Here is an 18,608-nt window from a genome sequence, read left to right as displayed (position 1 = left end):
ATAAAGCATGAATTTCCTTTGACCAGGGAAGTGCCGCCTATGGTCTCCGCCCATGAAGACCGAACAGTCCGCCTTCGCCAAGCGTCTGCTCGCCGCGCTCGGAGCGGCGGGCATCGAGGCAAGCCCTGCCTTGCTGGAGAAGCTGGTGCCCAAATACGGTGGCGAAGCCGTGACCTCGCAGGCGGTTTCCGGCTGGCTCACCGGCAAGCATCTGCCCAAGCAGGCGAACATGCAGGCCCTGGCGCATATCGTGGGCGTCCCGCCGCATGAGCTGCAGTTCGGCACGTCGGCGCACAAAGGCGTACGTGAAGCGAACTTGGCATGGCCGGATCATGTCCGCGGCCACGACCGCCTAGCCTTCGAGGCCTTTCTCGCCCTGCCGGAGGGACGACGCAAGCTGGTTCGCGAGTTGATCGCCGTGCTTGGCACTCCGATACCCAAGCGACCGGCTTGAGGATTCCCGGCCGGTCATGCGCTCAGGCCGCTGCCACCGCGATCTTGAGGCCATGCGTACGCACCACTTTGCTGACGGCGGCAGAGCTTGAGGTTGCCCGTGCCGGACAGCGCCTTGCAAAGCCCCATGTGGGTCGGCCTGGTCTTGACCTCACGGAGGACGCTTCGCGAACGCACCACGTCCCAAGGCAGCAAGGAACAATGCTGGATCGCCTCTTCCGCAGAGGCTACGGATAGGCCGTGATGTCCTTCTCGGTCCCAAGGTAGTCGGCGTTGTAGTAGCGCGAGAAGGTTTCCTTGACGGCAACCATGCTCGATTCTCCCCACATTCGGCAAGCCATCCAGAGCCTCGGCGACCAGTCGCGTGAAGGCGTTGGCCCTGGCTTGCGCTAGGGCGATAGGCGCAGCCAGACCCTCCCGTGCTTCGTGTGCCATCCGGCATGTTTGAAGCTCGCCAACGCAACGCGCTTTTCACATTCCCAGCTTGCAATCGATCGCTTATCGACATACGATAAACATGTGATCAAGACCTTCGCCGACAAGGACACGGAAGCCCTCGCGAACGGCAAGCGCGTGCGCCGCTGGGCGCGCATGGAAAATGTCGCTCGCCGCAAACTTGCACAGCTCGATGCGGCGGCGACGCTGGACTTCCTGCGGATTCCTCCGGGCAATCGACTGGAGGCCTTGAAGGGCAATCGCAACGGACAGTACAGCATTCGCATCAACGACCAGTTTCGCCTCTGCTTTGTCTGGAGGGACAGCGATGCCCACCGCGTCGAGATATGTGACTACCACTAGATGGCGCCGATTTCGATGATTGACAACGCAACGTCTAGAACATTCCGCAACAGACAGGACAAGCCATGACCGCCAAGAAATCCCTCCCGCCGGTACACCCTGGCGAGATTCTGCGCGAGGAGTACATGAAACCCTTCGGTCTGTCGGCGAACGCCTTGGCGAACGCCATCGGTGTCACCGCCGCCCGCGTGAACGAGATTGCGAACGAGCGGCGCGGGATCACTGCCGACACCGCCTTGCGGCTTGCCGCGTACTTCGGCACCGACGCGCAAAGCTGGCTGAACCTCCAGAAGAACTACGAACTCGAATGCGCCCGCACCGAACTGGCCGCCGAGTTGAAACACATCCAGCCGCGCGCGGCCTGAAGCGCGCCGGGTGAGGCTGGTAGATGCCTTACCATCGCCACATGACTGCCACCGATCTCCGCGCCGCTGCCCGCCTCGCATGGACCCGTACCACCCTCGGCGACGATACGCTCACGCTGGAATCCGCCTCCTCCGACGCCAGCTTCCGCAGCTATTGGCGCACCACGCACGGAGGGCGGAGCTGGATCGTGATGGATTCGCCGCCAGAGCGCGAAGATCCCCAGCCTTGGCTGGCGATAGGTAGGCGGCTTGCTGCCGCGGGGCTGCACGTACCTGGGGTGGCGGCGCAGGATCTGGACCAAGGCTTCCTGCTGATCGAGGATCTCGGCTCGCGGCTGTATCTCGCCGCATTGGACGACGCGAACGCCGACAAGCTCTATGGTGACGCCATGGACGCACTGCTCGCGATGCAGAACCGCGTGGCCAGCGACGACCTGCCGCCGTTCGACCATACCGTGCTGGTGAACGGGCTGGAAGTGATGCCCGAGTGGTTCCTCAAGCGCCATCTCGGCCACACGCCGGACTGCGAGGAATGGGACGTGCTGGAAGCGGCGTTCGACGTAATCGTGCGCAATGCGCTGGCGCAGCCGCGCGTGTTCGTGCACCGCGATTACCACAGCCGCAACCTGCTGGTGGTCGGCGAGAACAATCCGGGCATCATCGATTTCCAGGGCGCGCTGCATGGGCCGCTCACCTACGACCTTGCTTCGTTGCTGCGCGATGCCTACATCGAGTGGCCGCGCGAGCGCGTGGAAGGTTGGGTGGAGTCGTACCGGCAACGGCTGCTGGGCGCGGGCATGATCGATGGCAAGGTGGACGCCAGGCGCTTCCGTCGCTGGTTCGACCTCACCGGCCTGCATCGCCACGTGCGCGTGCTGGGGCAGTTCTACCGTCTGTGGTATCGCGACGGCAAACCGGCTTACCTCAAGGATGTGCCGCAGGTGTTTCGCTACGTGGTCGAGGTGGCGCGCAGTTATCCTGAATTGGCGGATTTCGCGGCATTGCTGGAACGGCATGCATCAGGCCGCGACCTGACGCAGGTGGCGTCAGCATGATGGAAATGCCCGGGCGCCCCATCTTCGTCATCCCGGCGAAAGCCGTGATCAAGTGCCTTGCCCTGGACCTACGGAAAAGCCGCCGGATTCCGGGCCTCGCCGGAATGATGACGAAGAGCCAACAAGACAGGGGCAAGCCATGAGGCACGCGCTGATCTTCGCCGCCGGCCTGGGCGAACGCATGCGTCCACTCACCGACCGCACGCCCAAGCCATTGCTATGCATCGGCGGCAAGCCGCTGATCGTGTGGCACCTGGAGAAGCTGGCCGCCATCGGCATCAACTACGTGGCGATCAACACATCGCACCTGGCCGGGCAATTCCCCGAGGCGCTGGGGGACGGTTCGCGCTGGGGCCTGCGCATCCGCTATGTATACGAAGGCCCGACCCCGCTGGAAACCGGCGGTGGCCTGCTCAACGCATTGCCCATGCTGGGACCGGAACCGGTGCTGGCGATCAGCGGCGACGTGTGGTGCGACGCCGACCTCACGGCCCTGCCTGCGGAACCGGAAGGCGCCGCCCACCTGCTGATGGTGGACAACCCCGCGCATCACCCCGGCGGCGATTTCCGGCTGGACGCACAAGGCCGCCTGCACGCCGACGGCGAACCGCGCCTCACCTACAGCGGCATCGCCGTGTTCCGTCGCGAATTGCTGGATGGCTGGCGCAAGGCAGTAGGCGACGCGCCGGATGCCGACGCAAAGCCGCCACGCTTCAAGCTGCGTCCGCTGCTGGAAGCAGCCATGGCTCGCGGCGCATTGACCGGCTCGTTGCACCGCGGGCGCTGGACGGACGTGGGCACGCCGCAACGCCTCGCTCAACTGGACGCCGAACTCTGCGGCTGAGCGCCCGCATGCACCAGCGGAACCTGGCTGGCTTCCAGCGCATGCAGGTCGAAGTCCCGCACCGATATCGGCGCATAGCTCTCGTCGAAAGCCACGTCGCCCGGCCGCCAGCCGGCGCGACGCCGCAGTGCGCCCCAGAAGCGACGCAGCACGTAGAGCTGCTGGCCGACGATGCCGCGGCGGTTGTCCGCATCCACCATCGGATCGCCCACCCCGGTGGGCCGCGCCGGCTCGCCGAACAGCGCGGTGCCGAACACGATGTCCCAGAGCGGGAAGATGAAGGCGAAGTTGCAGTAGTGCAGGTTGGGCCGATCCGGATCCACCCGCATGTGGTGCAGGCGGTGGTAGCGCGGATCGACCAGCAGCTTCTCCAGCACCGGGCCGAAGCGCAGCCGGACATTGGCATGCCCGAGGTTCTGCAGCAGCTCGCCGCTGAGCACCAGCAGCGCGTAGTCGGTGGGCGACACCCCGATCAGCAGCGCGGCCAGCGCCACGATCAGCGCCTCCAGCAAGTCGTCCAGGTAGTGGTCGCGGTCGTTCGACCAGCAGTTCAGCTGGCGCTGGCTGTGGTGCAGGCTATGCAGCGCCCACCACCACGGGATCGAGTGCTGCAGGCGGTGGATGCCGTAGTACACCAGGTCGTAGATCGCGTAGTAGACAAGGAACAGCGGCACCGGATGGCGGCTCAGCCAGGGCACCATAGCCTGCACGCTTAGCAGGCCGGCCGAATCGTCGCTGGCGCCGGCGCCGCCTATCCATTGCGTCACCGGCGATAGCACGAGGTAGGTGAACAACGGGAGCACGCCGAACAGCTTGAGCAAGGTGTAGGCGCGATCGATCAGCGTGGCGCGGCGGTCCTGCCATTGCTCCACCGGCCACAGGCTTTCCATCGGGCGGAACACGCAGGCGATGATCGCCACCTGGATCGCGGTGAGCAGGAAATACTGCGCGATCTCGCGCGGTGAGTCGACGACATAGTGCGCGAGGTGCAGCACGGCCAGCACCGGCTTGACTGCATGTAACGTCAGCCAGTCGACCGCAGCCGCCCAGAGATCGGAGATGGCGTGCATGGTGGGGTGGGGAGCGCATGAACCACGGGGCGGCGCATACGATGACGCGGTGTAGCTGAACCTTTTTCTGCCACAAGATTTCGCGAGCGGGCGCCCGGAATCTGTTCAATATCTGCGATATCCCTTCTCCGCTCGCAGGGCCGCGGACGAAGGGAAAGAACGTTTCCGCGGAGACGGGGAACAAGGCGATTTCAGTCGTCTGCCGGTACGGGATTCCTTCTCTTTGCCGACCTGCATGGAGCTGGAGAGAGAGGCCCACACCAAAACGCGAACGGCCCGGATTGGTTCCGGGCCGTTCGCAAACCGCACAGGTTTTCCCCTCCCGGCCTCACCGGCAGGCAGCAGGCAGGGAAACGTATCAAGGACGCCGCGCGAGCTCCGGGTTCTCCCTGGTCACCGGCATCAGGTCCTTCTTCGACACGCCCAGCCACAGCAGGATGGGGCTGGCCACGAAGATCGAGGAAAGCGTACCCACCACGATGCCGATCAGCATGGTGATCGCGAAGCCGTGCACCGCCGGACCGCCGAAGAAGAACAGCGCGGCCATGGTGATGCCGGTGAACAGCGAGGTGATGATGGTTCGCGACAGCGTGCTGTTGATCGAGCGGTTGAGGATCTCCTCCGGCTCGGCCTTGCGCGCGAGGCGGAACAGCTCGCGGATGCGGTCGAACACCACCACCTTGTCGTTGATCGAGTAGCCGATCACCGCCAGCACCGAGGCCAGCACGGTCATGTCGAACTCGCGGCCGGTCAGGGCAAGGATGCCCAGCGTCACCAGCGTGTCGTGGATTTCGGTGGCCACCGCGGCGATGGCGAAGCGACGCTCGAAGCGGATCCACAGGTAGGCCATGATGCCGAGCATCACGAACACCGCGGCCAGCATGCCGTCGCTCTTCAGCTCCGCGCCCACCGCGGCACTGACCGAGGAACGGCTCTTCAGCGAGGCATCGGCACGGGCAGCCTTCAGCGGTTGCATGACCACGCTGGCCACCTTGTCCAGATCCACCTGGCCCTTGGCGTCGAGCATGGCCTTGTCGGGCTGGATGCGGACCGACACCTCGCGGGTGCCGCCCACGCTCTGCACCACCGGATCGACGATGCCGCCCTTCTCCAGCGCGTCACGCACATCGCCGGTCTGCACCGGTTGCGCATAGTCCACCACCAGCGAGACGCCGCCGGTGAAATCCAGGCCATAGGTCAGGCCCTTGGTGGCGAGCAGCGCGACGGAGGCGAGCATCAGCACCACGGCGATCGCGATGCTGTACACGCGGATGCGCAGGAAGTGGATGTTGCTGTTGTGATTGAAGATTTCCATGGATTGAATCCCGCCCTTAGACCGACAGGGTCTTGAGCTTGCGGCGGCCGTGAATCAGCGCGGTGAACGCGTGCGTCATCACCACCGAGGTGAACATCGAGGTCAGGATGCCGATGCCCAGCGTGATGCCGAAGCCGCGGATCGCGCCGGTGCCCATCGTCATCAGCGCCAGTGCAGCGATCAGGTGGGTGACGTTGGCATCGAGAATCGTGGCCCACGCCTTGTCGTAACCGGCGTGGATCGCCGCGTGCGGCGTGGAGCCGTTGCGCAGTTCCTCGCGCACGCGTTCGCAGATCAGCACGTTGGCGTCGATCGCCATGCCCAAGGTCAGCACGATGCCCGCGATGCCCGGCATGGTGAGCGTGACGCCGATCATCGACATCACCGCCACCAGGATCAGCAGGTTGAAGAACAGCGCGATGTCGGCAACGAGGCCGAACAGCTTGTAGTAGATCGCCGCCGCCAGCAGCACCAGCGCGAGGCCGAGCATCACCGAGTCGAAACCCTTCTTGATGTTTTCCTGGCCGAGGCTGGGGCCGATCACGTATTGCTCGACGATGTCCATGGGCGCGGCCAGCGCGCCGCTCTTCAACAGCAGCGCCAGGTCGGAAGCTTCCTTGGGGCTGCCCAGGCCGTTGGTGGAGAACTCCTTGCCAAACGGGCTCTGGATGTTGGCGTAGTTGATCACCTTGGTGATGGTCTTCGGCGTGCGCACTACCTTGCCGTCCACCGTACTGGTTTCGTACTCGGTGTTGATCAGCAGCACCGCCATTGGCTTGCCGACGTTGTTGTTGGTGAACTCCTGCATCTTCGCCGCGCCGGAGGCGTTCAGCGTCACGTTCACCGAAGGCGTGCCGTTCTGCTGATCGACGCCGGAGCTGGCATCTACCAACTGGTCACCGGTGACGATGGGGCGCTTACCCACCAGCACTGGCTCGTTGGTTCCAGCTTCGTAGTAGAGATTCGCATCGGGCGGGATACTGCCGCTCTGCGCAGCCTCCCTTGCTCGTGGATCAGGGAATTTGCTAATGCCCGGACGGTATTCCAGCGTGGCGGTGGCACCGATCAAGCGCTTCGCACCGGCAGGATCCTGCACACCGGCCAGCTCGACCACGATGTGGTCTTCGCCCTGCTGCTGGATCAGCGGTTCGGACACGCCCAGCGCGTTGATGCGGTTGCGCAGCGTGGCGAGGTTCTGCTTGATCGTACCCAGCGAGAGGTCGCGCAGCTTGGTCGGCTTGATCGCGGCGTACAGCACGAAGCGGTCGCCGGTGCTGGGGCCGTCGGTCACCGCCAGGTCCGGCGAATTGCCGGCGATCAGGTCGGCGGCGCTGGAGCGGTCGGCATCCGAACGCAACACCACCACGATGCCCTGGCCGGCCACTGTGCTGCGGACCACCGACTCGTAGCGGATGTTCTTGTCGCGCAACTGGCCGCGGATGTCGTCGGCATAGCTGTTCTCCAGCTTGTCGAGCACGCCGCTCTGGTCCACCTGCATCAGGAAGTGCACGCCACCCTGCAGGTCCAGGCCCAGCGGCATGGAGTTCGCATGGATGGAGGTCAGCCAGTTCGGCACCGTGGACTGCAGCTTGAACGCCACGGTGTAGTTGTCGCCGAGCAAGGCGCTGATCGCGTCGGCGCCGCTCTTCTGGACGTCGGCGTTGGCGAAGGTGGCGAGCAGATGGTCGCCCTGCACCTCCACGTCCTTCGCCACCACGTGGCTCTTGACCAATGCGTCGGCCACCTTCTGGCGCAGCGCATCGTCGGCCGGCGCAGCGCCCTGGTTGGGAGTGACTTGCACCGCCGACAGCGGCCTAAAAGCGTTGGGCAGCGCGTAGAGGATGCCGAACAGCATCGCCAGCACAACCAGTGCGTACTTCCAGCGGGGGAAATCGCTCATCGATAATCCTTTGCAGCCATCCGTGTTGCAGACGTCATCCAGCCGATCGTCCGTGGCCGAACTCAAGAGGTTTGCGCTCGTCCATGATCGCCGGAATCAAGAAGCGGCCATCCCTAGCCGCACCATGCGTAAAGCGCCGGATACCCAGCCTCTCAGGCGGACTTCAGCGAGCCCTTGGGCAGCACCTGCGACACCGCGCCCTTCTGCAGCTTCACCTTCACGTTCGGCGCGATCTCGATGGTGATGAAGGTCTCACCGATTTCGTCCACGCGGCCGGCGAGGCCGCCGTTGCTCACCACTTCGTCGCCCTTGGCCAGGGCGGAGACCATGGTGCGATGCTCCTTCTGCCGCTTCATCTGCGGGCGGATCATCATGAAGTACATCAGGCCGAACAGCACCACCATCATGATGATCATGGACAGGCCGCCACCCTGGGCGCCCGGGGCCGCCTGGGCCAGCGTGAAAGACATCGGAAAACTCATCGGCTCGTCTCGCAAGTTATGGCGCCAGCAGGTTTTTTTGCCGGGCGCCTAGAGTAAAAGACCGTGGATTATGCCACGCCCCCCAAGGCCATGCACTGCGCCACAAGGCGCTTGTGCGGCCACTTCCGTCCCGGTATCGGGGCAGCCGGCGCACGAAACAAGAGAGCCGTCTGCACGATCCGCAGGTTTTCCCGCATGACGGCCGGCTAGACCCTCGCCCCAGCCCGGCTCGCGTGGAAGCCCGCAACGAAGTCGCCCAGAGTGCCTGCCGCGATGGCTTCCCGCAAGCCGGCCATCAACCGCTGGTAGTGGCGGAGGTTGTGCATGGTGGCGAGCTGGCTGCCCAGGATCTCGTTGCAACGATCGAGGTGGCGGAGGTAGGCGCGCGAAAAGCCGTTGGCGCAGGCATGGCAGTCGCAACCTTCCTCGATCACCCGCGTGTCGTCCGCGTACTTCGCGTTGCGGATGCGCAAGGTGCCCTCGGCGGTGAACAGGAAGCCATTGCGCGCATTGCGGGTGGGCATCACGCAATCGAACATATCGATGCCGCGGCACACCGCCGCCACGATGTCCTCCGGCCGGCCCACGCCCATCAGATAGCGCGGCTTGTCCCGCGGCAGCAGATCCACGGTGAAATCCAGCGTGTGGTTGCGCGCCTCTTCCGGCTCGCCTACGGCAAGGCCGCCCACCGCATAGCCGTCGAAGCCGATCTCCACCAGCCGCTCCGCCGAACGCCGGCGCAGCGGCTCATACACGCTGCCCTGCACGATGCCGAACAGATTATTGGGGTTCTTCAGGTCGTCGAAGGCACGGCGCGAGCGCTCCGCCCAGCGCAGGCTCAGCTCCATCGAGTCGGATGCCACCTTTTCCGTCGCCGGGTATGGCGTGCACTCGTCGAAGATCATCGCGATGTCCGAATCCAGTGTGCGCTGGATCTGCATCGACACCTCCGGCGAGAGGAACACCTTGGAGCCGTCCACCGGCGAGGCAAAGGTCACACCTTCCTCGGTGAGCTTGCGCCGGTGTGCCAGCGAGAACACTTGGAAGCCGCCGGAATCGGTAAGCATCGGCTTGTCCCAACCGATGAAGCGGTGCAGTCCGCCGAACTTCTCCACGATCTCCAGGCCGGGCCGGAGGTACAGGTGGAAGGTGTTGCCGAGGATGATCTCCGCCCCCGTTTCACGCACGTCGCGCGGCGTCATCGCCTTTACCGAACCGTAGGTGCCTACGGGCATGAAGGCTGGCGTTTCCACGGTGCCGCGGGGGAAGGAGAGGCGGCCGCGACGGGCGCCGCCGTCGGTGGCGAGAAGGTCGAATTTGAGGGAGCTCATGGCGGGATTATCGCAGGTCGATGCAATGTCTCCTCCTGTGGGGAAGACTTGGGGCAAGTGATGGGGACTGGCGAAGACCGTTCCCTTGCGTGCATTCGCTCGCCTGCGGGGGCTTTCGGTCGCTTGCTTCAAGCGACAAAGCGGCTTCGGATGCCTGCCCACGCCCGAGTTCCTTCTCTTTGCTGGCCGCACCGCATCTTGAAATTGAGGGCCCACAGCCAACCGAGAGCACTCACCGTTCGTCATTCCGGCGCAGGCCGGGGGAGCTTTACAACAGCGAAGCTGGTCATCCAGTGACGGCATGGCATGGATGAGCGTGATCGCTGCTGGATCCGGGCCTGCGCCGGGATGACGAGCAAAACCCTCGGTGCTTCACGCAGCTTTGGCTTTGGCTTTGCTCGTGCTGTTGTTTTTGCGCGCTGGAAACGCTGCTTTTCCGGGGCCGCTCGGCGGTGGCGAGGCGTGGACGATCAGGCCGCGCAACGGGCCATAGGGAAACTCAATCGTCCCCCGGCAAGATCAACATCGCATCCCCGTACGAGAAAAACCGATACCGCTGCTCCACCGCATGCCGATAGGCATCCAGCATGAACTCCCGGCCCGCCAACGCCGACACCAGCATCAACAAGGTCGATTGCGGCAGATGGAAGTTGGTGATGAGGCCGTCGATGCTGGTGATGCGGTAGCCGGGGAAGATGAAGATCTGCGTCTCGCCCGCGAACGGGTGCAGCTCGCCTTCCACTGTGGCGCTCTCCAGCGCGCGCACCACGGTGGTGCCGACCGCGAACACACGGCCACCGGCAGCACGGGTGCGGTGGATCTGCTCGACCAGGCCTGCGCCCACGTTGAGCCACTCGCGGTGCATGTGGTGCTCGCTGAGGTTCTCCGTGCGCATCGGCTGGAAGGTGCCCGCTCCTACGTGCAGGGTGACGTAGCCGAAACCCACACCGCGTTCGCGCAGTTGCGCCAGCAAGGGTTCGTCGAAATGCAGGCCAGCCGTGGGTGCGGCCACTGCGCCGGGCTCGCGCGCGAACACGGTCTGGTAGCGCTCCATATCGGTGCTGTCGGCGTGGCGCTCGATGTACGGCGGCAACGGCATCTCGCCCAGCTTGAGCAGCAGCTTCTCCAACGATTCGGGTGCCTCGAAGCGCAGGCGGAAGAAACCTTCGTCGCGCCCAAGCACCACCGCATGGCTGCCGTCGGCCAGTTCGATGCGGCCGCCTTCCTTCGGCTTCTTGCTCACGCCCAGCTGCACGGTGGCCTCGTGCGCGCCGGTGACGCGCTCGATCAGGATCTCCACCGCGCCGCCGCTTTCCTTGCGCCCGTACAGGCGCGCCGGCAGCACGCGGGTGTCGTTGAACACCAGCAGATCGCCGGGCCGCAGGAATCCGGGCAATTCGCGGAACATGCGGTCCTCGCGCCGGTCTTCCGCCACATCCAGCAGCAGCAGGCGGCTGGCCGAACGTTCGGCCAATGGCGCCTGGGCGATCAGTTCGGGCGGCAGGTCGAAATCGAAATCGGACTTTTTCACGGGAGGCGGGTTCGAAGCGTGCGACCGTAGATTATCGCGCAGGTGGGGCACGCAGGCGCGCCGGCTTGTCCACGCCACGCCGTGCGGCGAGAATCCGCGGATGCAAACAAGTCGACCTGCCGCGCCCTGGGGCACCTTTCTCAAGGGCATCTCGATCGCCGTCACCCTGCTCCTGCTGGGAGTATTCCTGCTGGTGGCGTACTTCGTGCCGGGCCAGACGCTGCCGAGGGTGCGCACCGTAGTCATGGTGCTGCCTACGTCGATCCTGCTGATCTCCCTGCTCTTCGTAGTGCGTGACTACACGGTGCACGGTGGCGTCCTGCACGTGCGCCGGCTGCTCTGGACAACGCGCGTGGCGCTTGGCGAATTGCGCGAGGCGACCATCGACCCGAACGCCGGCGCCGGTTCGATCCGTCTGTTCGGCAACGGCGGACTGTTCTCGTTCTCGGGCTGGTTCCGCAACGCCAAGCTGGGCCGCTACCGCGCCTTCGTCACCGATTGGCAGCAGGCCGTGGTACTGCGCGGAGATCTGTGCACCGTGGTGCTTTCGCCTGCCGATCCGTCCGGCTTAGTGCGCGACTTGCAGGCATCTGTCACACCAAAGGTGCCGCCGCGCGGCCTCCCCTGACACGAGGCAGCGCGGCGCTTCCGCTCGAGGCGGCCCCAACGGGCATCAGGCCGGAGCCTTGCCTCGCCGCCGGCGCATCAACAAGGTCACGACTCCCGCGACGACGAGCACCAGCCCGCCCAGCTCAAGCGGGAACCAACGACGCACGGCATGCTTCACCGCGCGCACTTCCTGGGACCGCTGCAACGCACGGGCGCGGTTGAAATCGGGCTCTTCGCAATGGTCGCCAAAGTCGCTGGCCCAATCGACGTAGGCGCCTTGCTTCACATAGCGTGCGTAGTACGCATCAGCGCGGCGCCTGCGCTCGGAAATCCCCTTCGGTGCCGGCTGGCCATAATTTGGATAGTTGTCGTCGTAATCCGGCGGCCCTTGCTGCATCCAGCCCGTGGCCTGGCACAGCACCGCAGCGAACGCCTGCGAACGCGGCGGCAGCAGATCGGCCGCCTGCGAAGCCTCGTCCGCGGCGATGTAGCGATAGTGGAAGCGATAGTCGGGCCTGGCTACGCTCGCCGCGTAGCGCTGCCGTTCGCCATCGGTGACGTAGGCCTGCTTCAGCGAGTCGGGCGTCTGGCCACTGCCGTCCTGGAATGCACCGTCGCTGTCCTGGAAATCCGGCCCCTGCTGGTAACTCAGGATTTCCATGCCGTCCGTGCGAGCGATTACCGCAGCGGCGTACAAGGCTTGCGCCTTGCCGATGTCCGTCCATGTGCGTGCGGCCTGATGCATGGCATCGGCATAGGCGCGCGCCTTGCTGCGCAAGTTGGCGGCCTGCCTGTTGCCGGCGTCGTCCGTGAAGGCAATGCGCGGATCGTCGTCCTGGGGGAAATACATCAGGGCCTCGTCGTAACGACCCTCGCGCATCAGGCGGCGCGCCAGCAACCAGCGCAGGTTGTCAGCCAGGGGAAGCGAGCCGACCGTCTGCTTGTCGCCGGAAGGAACGGGGGACGCGGGTGCGTGCGCATCGACGAAATCTTTCAGCTCATCGACCGTCAGCACACGCTCGGCGACATAGGCGGCGTCGTTGCCATACCCCCTGCCCGAGCCATCGTCGGTGTATTCGTTGCCATCGCCGCCGGCCGCGGAAGCCGCGTCATACAAGTGCCCCATCGCCTCTACATAGTCGCCGCGCGCCAGCGCAAGCACGCCTTGCTCGCCCGTGACCAGGCGGACGTTCTCCGGCTCGATGGCGGCCCTCGGATCGTCCGCCTTCGGGAAGGCCTTGGCCGCGGCGGCGTAAGCCGCAGCCGCAGTCGCCAGGTCGCCCTTCTGCAGTGCGAGTTTCGCGCGCAACCATTCGGCCAGCGGGCCGGCCGAATGGTCCACCAGCTTGGCGGCCAGGTCGTAGTCGCCGATCTGGTAAGCGAGCGAGGCCAGCCGATCGGCTCCCGCGACATGGTCCAGGCCACGCTTCTCGATGGCCTGCACGAGCGCGACGAGGCGCGGGTCGGCCTTCGGCCTTGGGGCGCCGGCTACCGTGTCGTCGGATCCATCGCCGATCCGGGCCAGCGCGTAGGCGACCAGCAGGCGCTGCGGCACCGGGCTGTCGATCAGCGCCTCGGCAAGCTGCGGCTGGCGCAGGACGAAATCGGCCACCGCGGCGAGCGAGTTCACCGCGCCGTCGGATTGATGTCCCGCCTGCGCCGCGTACAGCGTGATCGCCTTCTTGAGGTCGTCCGGCGACAGGCCTGTGCCGCAGGCGGGGGCAGTGTCCTTGGCCGTGGCACTGGCCTCGCCACTGTCGTCACTGGATGTATCCGGCGACACACCATAGAGCTCAGCCCAACTGCACTGCGCGCCGTGGTCGTAGAGCCACAGCCGCGCTTCGTCGCCGAAACTGGCGACGGCCAAGCCCTGCGTGTCGGAAGCACCCTCCACCGCGCGCGTGCGCACAAGCTCGAAAGCCTTCGCGGCCGCCGTGCGCTCGTTCGCAAAAGCTGGGGCATCGGCTGTCGCGTCATGTGCCTTGGCGGCATGGATGCGACCCAGCATGTATGCGGCCCAGGTGGCGCGCAGCTTCGCCTGCTCAGGCGGCAGAGCAAGCACCTGCTCGAAGCGCGCAGCCGCCTTGTCGGCATCGCCCTTGGCATAGTCCACGGCACCGGCGGTGTAGAGACGAAGGTCCTCCGGCAGATCCTTGCCCTGCTCGTAGGCCGCATCGCCGCTGTCCAGCGTGCGCAACACTCTGGTGCTCGCGAGCTGCGCCACCGACACACCCAGCGATTTGGCTTCGGTCGCGTCATCCTTTTTGGCGGGACCGGAGTCGTCTGGCGACGATTCGTCTCCGGCCAGCTTGTCCGTCGCCGGCAGCAGGCGCTGCGCCTCGAACGCGAAGCTGTTCTGCGGCACGGCCTTCAAGGTTGCGCCACGCCGGTCAAGCAGCTGGTTGGGGAACATCGGGCCGCACGCCCAGGCAACGGCGCCGGCAAAAGCCGCCGCCGCGGCGGCAGCGATCCATGTGCGCTTGAACATGGTTTCCCCTGACAGACGGGCACCCTCGGCCCGGGTCGCCCAATTATGTCGGAAACCACCCTTCACGAGCCGATGCGCAGCCCTGGAGCGACCTCGCAGCGCAACCACCCTACGGTCAGTTGCCGCCCCGCGTGAAGCACTCCCATCCGCGTACGTAGCAGAGACTGGCCACGGCCGTCGTGCTGCAATCCATAACCGTTGATGCCATCCGCCGCCATGCAGCCGCCGTCGACGCGAATCGACGGCGGCAAGGGCAGGTCGGCGTCGCCCTCGTTGCGCAGCAGGACGTCGTAGCGACGCGGATCGTCCGTAGCGACGGCAACCACGGCCAGCGACGCACGCAAAGGCGCTCGGGCAAGCACGGCCTGCCAGCTCGCCTCGCTCCACGCCCGCACGTCGTCGCCAGTGGGCAGGCGGAACCACACGATGCCCGCGAGGTGGTCCGGTGCGTCCTGTTCCAGTGAAGCGACGAACCGCTGCATGGTCTGCGGATCGGCGAAGAGTTCGTTGGAACGCTGGTCGCCCAGCAACATGGGACGCTCGCTTTCGATGGCGACCACGCGGCCGTCCTGATCCCAGCTCACTCGCGTGCCATAGGCGGGCAACGCCACGCGCCATGGTTTGCGCGTGTGCCGGGCGAAAGCGTCCAGCCACGCGCGCGCCACGGCAGGATCGAACAGGCCGGCGCGCGGCGACTGCACGGCATGCACCTGCAACACCGTTTCGTCGGCCTGCGCGAGCAGCTTGTCTAAGCCTGGGCTACCCATCCATGTCGGCAACGCCGTTATCGAGAGCTTCTCGCGCGGCAGCAAGGACGGGTGCAACGACTGCAGGAAATGCGCATAGGCAGCCAGGCGCGAGGTGGCGCAATCGTGATCGATCTCCACACCGGCGAACGCGATTTTCTGCTGCCGCCACAACGCCAGCACCGCACGCACGTCCGCCAACAGCGTCGCTTCGTCCCAGTGCTGCAATTGTCCCTCGATGCGCACCACCGCGACGACCGGCTTGCCGCTCGCCGCCAGTGCACGCCAGTCCGGCGCGAACAGGCGCCACTGGCCCTGTGCATCCATTTCGCCGGCAAGCACGCGCCATTCGCGCACCGATCGCCCGTCGTCCGACAACGCTCGCACGAGCGCAGGCGTCCATTGCCGCTGCCACACATAGGCATCGTTGGCCAATGGCGTGGGTTTGCCGCTGCAGGCCGCCACGCAAGCTGCCAGCAGCAACCACGCCAGTCGGTGCATTCGTCGGCATACGGAGGCAATCAAGGGCGCGCTCGCCAGAAGTTCCGGACGACATTGCACCCGAACGCGTGCGCGCTTGCTACAACCAGCCCTTCTGGCGCGCCAGCCGGTATGCCTCGATGCGATTGGCCACGCCGAGTTTGCCGATGGCTTCGGAAAGGTAATTGCGCACCGTACCGTGCGAAAGATTCAGGGCGATGGCGATATCGCCCGCACTCTGTCCTTCGCCGGCGAGGCGAAGCACCTGGCGTTCGCGATCGTTCAGCGGGTCGGCCTCCGACCATGCCTCCAGCGCCAGCTGTGGATCGATGGCGCGACCGCCGCGGTGCACGGTGCGCAGGGCATCGGCCAGGTTTTCCGCGGGCGCGTCCTTGAGCAGATAGCCGGAAACACCGGCATCCAGCGCGCGGCGCAGGAAGCCTGGGCGCGCGAAGGTGGTGACGATGATGATCTTCATCGGCAACTCGTGCCGCTGGATGCGCTGCGCCAGTTCCAGGCCGGTAAGACCGGGCATCTCGATGTCGGTGACCAGCACGTCGGGCTTCAACCGTTGCAGCTCGCGCCAGGCCGCCTCGCCATCGCAGGCCGAGCCCAGTACCTCGATGTCGGATTCGAGGTTCAGCAGCGCCGACAACGCGCCACGCACCATGGCCTGGTCTTCGGCCAGCAACACGCGGATCATGCCGCGCCTCCCTGGCTTGCCAGCGCCGGCAACAGGTGCGCATCCACGACAACGGATTTCGGCGCCGCGCGCGAGGGCACCTCGATGTCTAGCGTGGTGCCGCGCCGCACGGGCGAATCAATGGTGAGCGTGCCACCCAACGAGCGCACGCGCTCGCGCATGCCGCTGATGCCGTTGCCGTGGGCGGCGAGGCCGCCGCGTCCGTTGTCGCTGATACGCATGTGGAACCTTTCCGTCTCGCATGAAAATGACACCCGCGCCGCCGTGGCATGCGCGTGGCGGTGGATGTTGGTGACCGCCTCGCGCAACACCAGCGCAAGCGACGCTTCGACCTCCGGCGGCAAACCGGCCAGCGCCAGCGTGCCCGCCTCGAACGCGATGTTCGAGGCTTCGAGCATCAGCCGCGCCGAGGCCAGCTCCGCCGTCAGGTCGCTGCGGCGCATACCGGTGACCGCGGCGCGCACTTCGGCCAGCGCATGGCGCGACACGCGCTCCACTTCTTCCATCTCGCGCTGGGCGCGCGGCGGATCGGCCAGCGCCAGCTTGCGCGCCAGCTCGGACTTCAGCGTCACCAGCGACAGCGTGTGGCCGAGCAGGTCGTGCAGGTCGCGGCCGATGCGCTCGCGCTCGGCGAGCACCGCCAGCCGGCGTATCTCTTCCTGCGACAGGCGCAGCGCGGCGTCCTTTTCCTTGTTGATGCGCTCGACCAGCATGATCACGCTGATCACGATGACCGAAGCCGGCATGATCACCAGCACGCTGGTCGGATAGCCGATCCACCAGGCCAGTCCAAGCAAAGCCACGTTGAGCAGCACCAGCTGGAACAACTGGGCGCGCAGGCGCATCCGGCAATGATTCAGCATCACGCAGGCATAGACGAAATAGCTGAGGCCGCTCGGATACCAGCGCAGCAAGGCGAAGCACAACACCGCCATGGCCCAGGCATACAGGTACGCCGTGCGTTGTGGCGCCAGCTGGATCTTGGCGAAGAGCAACAGGAACAGGGGATAGGACGCGGCCGTGAACAGCAGCCAGGTTCGGGTGTAGCCCGCGGTGCCGTTATCGAACAGCGGCGTGATGAAAATCCACACCGACCACAACAGATGCACGCTGTCAGCCCACGGCGACTTGCCGCGCCGGATGTCGTCGGCCGCGCCGGAATCCGGCGCGGGCGTGAACCAGCGGACAAGCAAGGCGGAAATCATGTGGCGTGCCGCATACAGGCGGAGACCGGCGCCTCGACCCTGGGCATGCTGACGGCATGTGCCGCAATCGTCGCCACGAGCGGCACCTGGACGTCCAGCCGCGTGCCGCCGCCCGGAGGCGAATCCAGCCGCATTGTGCCGCCCAGTGCCAGCACCCGCTCACGCATGCCGCGCAGGCCGTTGCCGGCGGTGTGGATGCCGCCGCGGCCGTTGTCCTCGATGCACAGCTGCAGGCCACCGTCCGTGCCGGTAAGCGACACCCGCGCCAGCGTCGCGCACGCATGCCGCGCAATGTTCGTCACTGCCTCGCGCAATACCAGCGCCAACGCACACTCGACAGGCTCCGGCAGGTTGAAGGCCCGCAGGTTCTGGTCGAGCTGCACGCCGGACGTGCGCAGCAACAGCGTGGCCGACGCCAGCTCGGCGGCGAAGCCCGCGGCGCGGATGCCGGTGACCGCCGAACGCACTTCCGCCAGCGCGTGGCGCGCCACCTCTTCGGCCTCGGCCAGTTCGCGCCGTGCCGTCTCCGGGTCGCGGTCGAGCAGCCGGCGCGACAACTCCAGCTTCATCGTGATCAGCGACAGCGTATGGCCGAGCAGGTCGTGCAGGTCGCGGCCGATGCGCTCGCGCTCCGCGGTGGCGGCAAGCTGGCGGATCTGCTCGTGCGACATGCGCAATTTGTTGTTCTTGTCCCAGTTCATGCGTCCGACCAGCGCGCCGACGCCCGAGCTGGTGCACACGCCAACCAGGATCACGAAGGAGTACCAGTCCCAGTGCAGGAAGATGCCCTCCAGCACCAGCAGGGCCTGGATCACCCCCATCCTGATGGCGTTGGTCAGCCATGAACCTTCGTACGGCAACATCGCGCAGGCGAACACGGCGTAAGTCCACCCGGCGGGATTCCACGGCATCGACAGCGCGGTGAGTATCACCAGCGCACCGATATAGCCGCTCACCTCGGTGGTCGGCCGTATCCACGAGAGCAGGAAGAGCAGCAGAAAAAGTGGATAGCCCACTACCAGCGACCACCAGAAGCCCTGCCCCACATGCTGGAACAACGGGCCGAGAAACACCCAGAACGACCACAGCAGGTTCCATGCATAGGCCCAGGGCGAATGGCCCGCGGCGCGCATCGCCGCCGCGGCAGAACCGGGCGCCGGGTGCAGCCACGCAGGCCATTGCCTGTGGTCGGAACGGTGATCCATATCGCTCATGGCCGAATGCTACCGCCAG

Annotated in this window: 17 protein-coding genes; 6 read left to right on the top strand and 11 right to left on the bottom strand. The window is 65.8% G+C overall.

Annotation, left to right across the window (positions count from 1 at the left end):
* Positions 1 to 52: 52 nt before the first annotated feature.
* The 5 genes from IHE49_RS01940 to murU all read left to right on the top strand — a co-directional run bounded on the left by IHE49_RS01940 (position 53) and on the right by murU (position 3,515).
* Positions 53 to 454 (top strand): transcriptional regulator, encoded by a 402-nt coding sequence (locus tag IHE49_RS01940; protein WP_192154408.1) that lies wholly within the window; start codon positions 53 to 55, stop codon positions 452 to 454.
* Between the two features lie 518 nt (positions 455 to 972).
* The gene (locus IHE49_RS01935) at positions 973 to 1,251 is read left to right on the top strand and encodes a type II toxin-antitoxin system RelE/ParE family toxin (RefSeq protein WP_192154406.1); all 279 of its coding nucleotides are present in this window, start codon (positions 973 to 975) and stop codon (positions 1,249 to 1,251) included.
* Between the two features lie 65 nt (positions 1,252 to 1,316).
* Entirely contained in the window at positions 1,317 to 1,616 is a 300-nt protein-coding gene (locus IHE49_RS01930) for a HigA family addiction module antitoxin (protein WP_192154404.1), read from the top strand.
* Between the two features lie 41 nt (positions 1,617 to 1,657).
* Positions 1,658 to 2,671 carry a phosphotransferase gene (locus IHE49_RS01925; RefSeq protein WP_192154402.1) on the top strand — a complete coding sequence of 338 codons (1,014 nt, stop codon included), beginning with the start codon at positions 1,658 to 1,660 and terminating at the stop codon, positions 2,669 to 2,671.
* Positions 2,672 to 2,810: 139 nt separating this feature from the next.
* The gene (gene murU, locus IHE49_RS01920) at positions 2,811 to 3,515 is read left to right on the top strand and encodes an N-acetylmuramate alpha-1-phosphate uridylyltransferase MurU (RefSeq protein ID WP_192154400.1); all 705 of its coding nucleotides are present in this window, start codon (positions 2,811 to 2,813) and stop codon (positions 3,513 to 3,515) included.
* Here the strand turns inward: murU and IHE49_RS01915 are convergent.
* The 6 genes from IHE49_RS01915 to queA form a co-directional block, all read right to left on the bottom strand.
* Positions 3,488 to 4,585, bottom strand: coding sequence for a sterol desaturase family protein (locus tag IHE49_RS01915; protein WP_192154398.1), 1,098 nt, complete (start codon positions 4,583 to 4,585; stop codon positions 3,488 to 3,490). The two genes, murU and IHE49_RS01915, sit on opposite strands and share 28 nt — an antisense overlap.
* Positions 4,586 to 4,943: 358 nt before the next feature.
* On the bottom strand, positions 4,944 to 5,900 hold the full coding sequence (secF, locus tag IHE49_RS01910) for a protein translocase subunit SecF (RefSeq protein WP_192154396.1): 957 nt from the start codon (positions 5,898 to 5,900) through the stop codon (positions 4,944 to 4,946).
* 16 nt (positions 5,901 to 5,916) lie between these two features.
* On the bottom strand, positions 5,917 to 7,800 hold the full coding sequence (gene secD / locus IHE49_RS01905; RefSeq protein WP_192154394.1) for a protein translocase subunit SecD: 1,884 nt from the start codon (positions 7,798 to 7,800) through the stop codon (positions 5,917 to 5,919).
* 152 nt (positions 7,801 to 7,952) lie between these two features.
* Positions 7,953 to 8,282, bottom strand: coding sequence for a preprotein translocase subunit YajC (yajC, locus tag IHE49_RS01900; RefSeq protein WP_192154392.1), 330 nt, complete (start codon positions 8,280 to 8,282; stop codon positions 7,953 to 7,955).
* Between the two features lie 206 nt (positions 8,283 to 8,488).
* A complete protein-coding gene (tgt, locus tag IHE49_RS01895) occupies positions 8,489 to 9,613 on the bottom strand; it encodes a tRNA guanosine(34) transglycosylase Tgt (RefSeq protein ID WP_192154390.1) in 1,125 nt (374 codons plus the stop codon).
* 499 nt (positions 9,614 to 10,112) lie between these two features.
* Complete coding sequence (gene queA, locus IHE49_RS01890) at positions 10,113 to 11,144, bottom strand: tRNA preQ1(34) S-adenosylmethionine ribosyltransferase-isomerase QueA (protein ID WP_343227522.1); 1,032 nt, start codon at positions 11,142 to 11,144, stop codon at positions 10,113 to 10,115.
* Between the two features lie 100 nt (positions 11,145 to 11,244).
* Here queA and IHE49_RS01885 point away from each other — a divergent pair, with 100 nt between their 5' ends.
* Positions 11,245 to 11,772 (top strand): PH domain-containing protein, encoded by a 528-nt coding sequence (locus IHE49_RS01885; RefSeq protein WP_192154386.1) that lies wholly within the window; start codon positions 11,245 to 11,247, stop codon positions 11,770 to 11,772.
* A 45-nt stretch (positions 11,773 to 11,817) separates the two neighbouring features.
* Here the strand turns inward: IHE49_RS01885 and IHE49_RS01880 are convergent, their stop codons facing one another.
* The 5 genes from IHE49_RS01880 to IHE49_RS01860 form a co-directional block, all read right to left on the bottom strand.
* Complete coding sequence (locus tag IHE49_RS01880; protein WP_192154384.1) at positions 11,818 to 14,241, bottom strand: hypothetical protein; 2,424 nt, start codon at positions 14,239 to 14,241, stop codon at positions 11,818 to 11,820.
* A gap of 62 nt (positions 14,242 to 14,303) precedes the next feature.
* On the bottom strand, positions 14,304 to 15,488 hold the full coding sequence (locus IHE49_RS01875; RefSeq protein ID WP_192154382.1) for a DUF3142 domain-containing protein: 1,185 nt from the start codon (positions 15,486 to 15,488) through the stop codon (positions 14,304 to 14,306).
* Positions 15,489 to 15,567: 79 nt separating this feature from the next.
* The gene (locus IHE49_RS01870; RefSeq protein WP_192154380.1) at positions 15,568 to 16,170 is read right to left on the bottom strand and encodes a response regulator transcription factor; all 603 of its coding nucleotides are present in this window, start codon (positions 16,168 to 16,170) and stop codon (positions 15,568 to 15,570) included.
* Positions 16,167 to 17,375, bottom strand: coding sequence for a sensor histidine kinase (locus IHE49_RS01865; protein WP_192154377.1), 1,209 nt, complete (start codon positions 17,373 to 17,375; stop codon positions 16,167 to 16,169). Before IHE49_RS01865 ends, IHE49_RS01870 begins: the two co-directional genes overlap by 4 nt.
* Positions 17,372 to 18,589 carry a sensor histidine kinase gene (locus IHE49_RS01860; protein WP_192154375.1) on the bottom strand — a complete coding sequence of 406 codons (1,218 nt, stop codon included), beginning with the start codon at positions 18,587 to 18,589 and terminating at the stop codon, positions 17,372 to 17,374. Before IHE49_RS01860 ends, IHE49_RS01865 begins: the two co-directional genes overlap by 4 nt.
* Positions 18,590 to 18,608 lie beyond the last annotated feature (19 nt).

The sequence above is a fragment of the Rhodanobacter sp. 7MK24 genome (assembly GCF_014842995.1).
Lineage (GTDB): Bacteria > Pseudomonadota > Gammaproteobacteria > Xanthomonadales > Rhodanobacteraceae > Rhodanobacter_A.
This window is presented reverse-complemented; position numbering and strand designations above follow the sequence as displayed.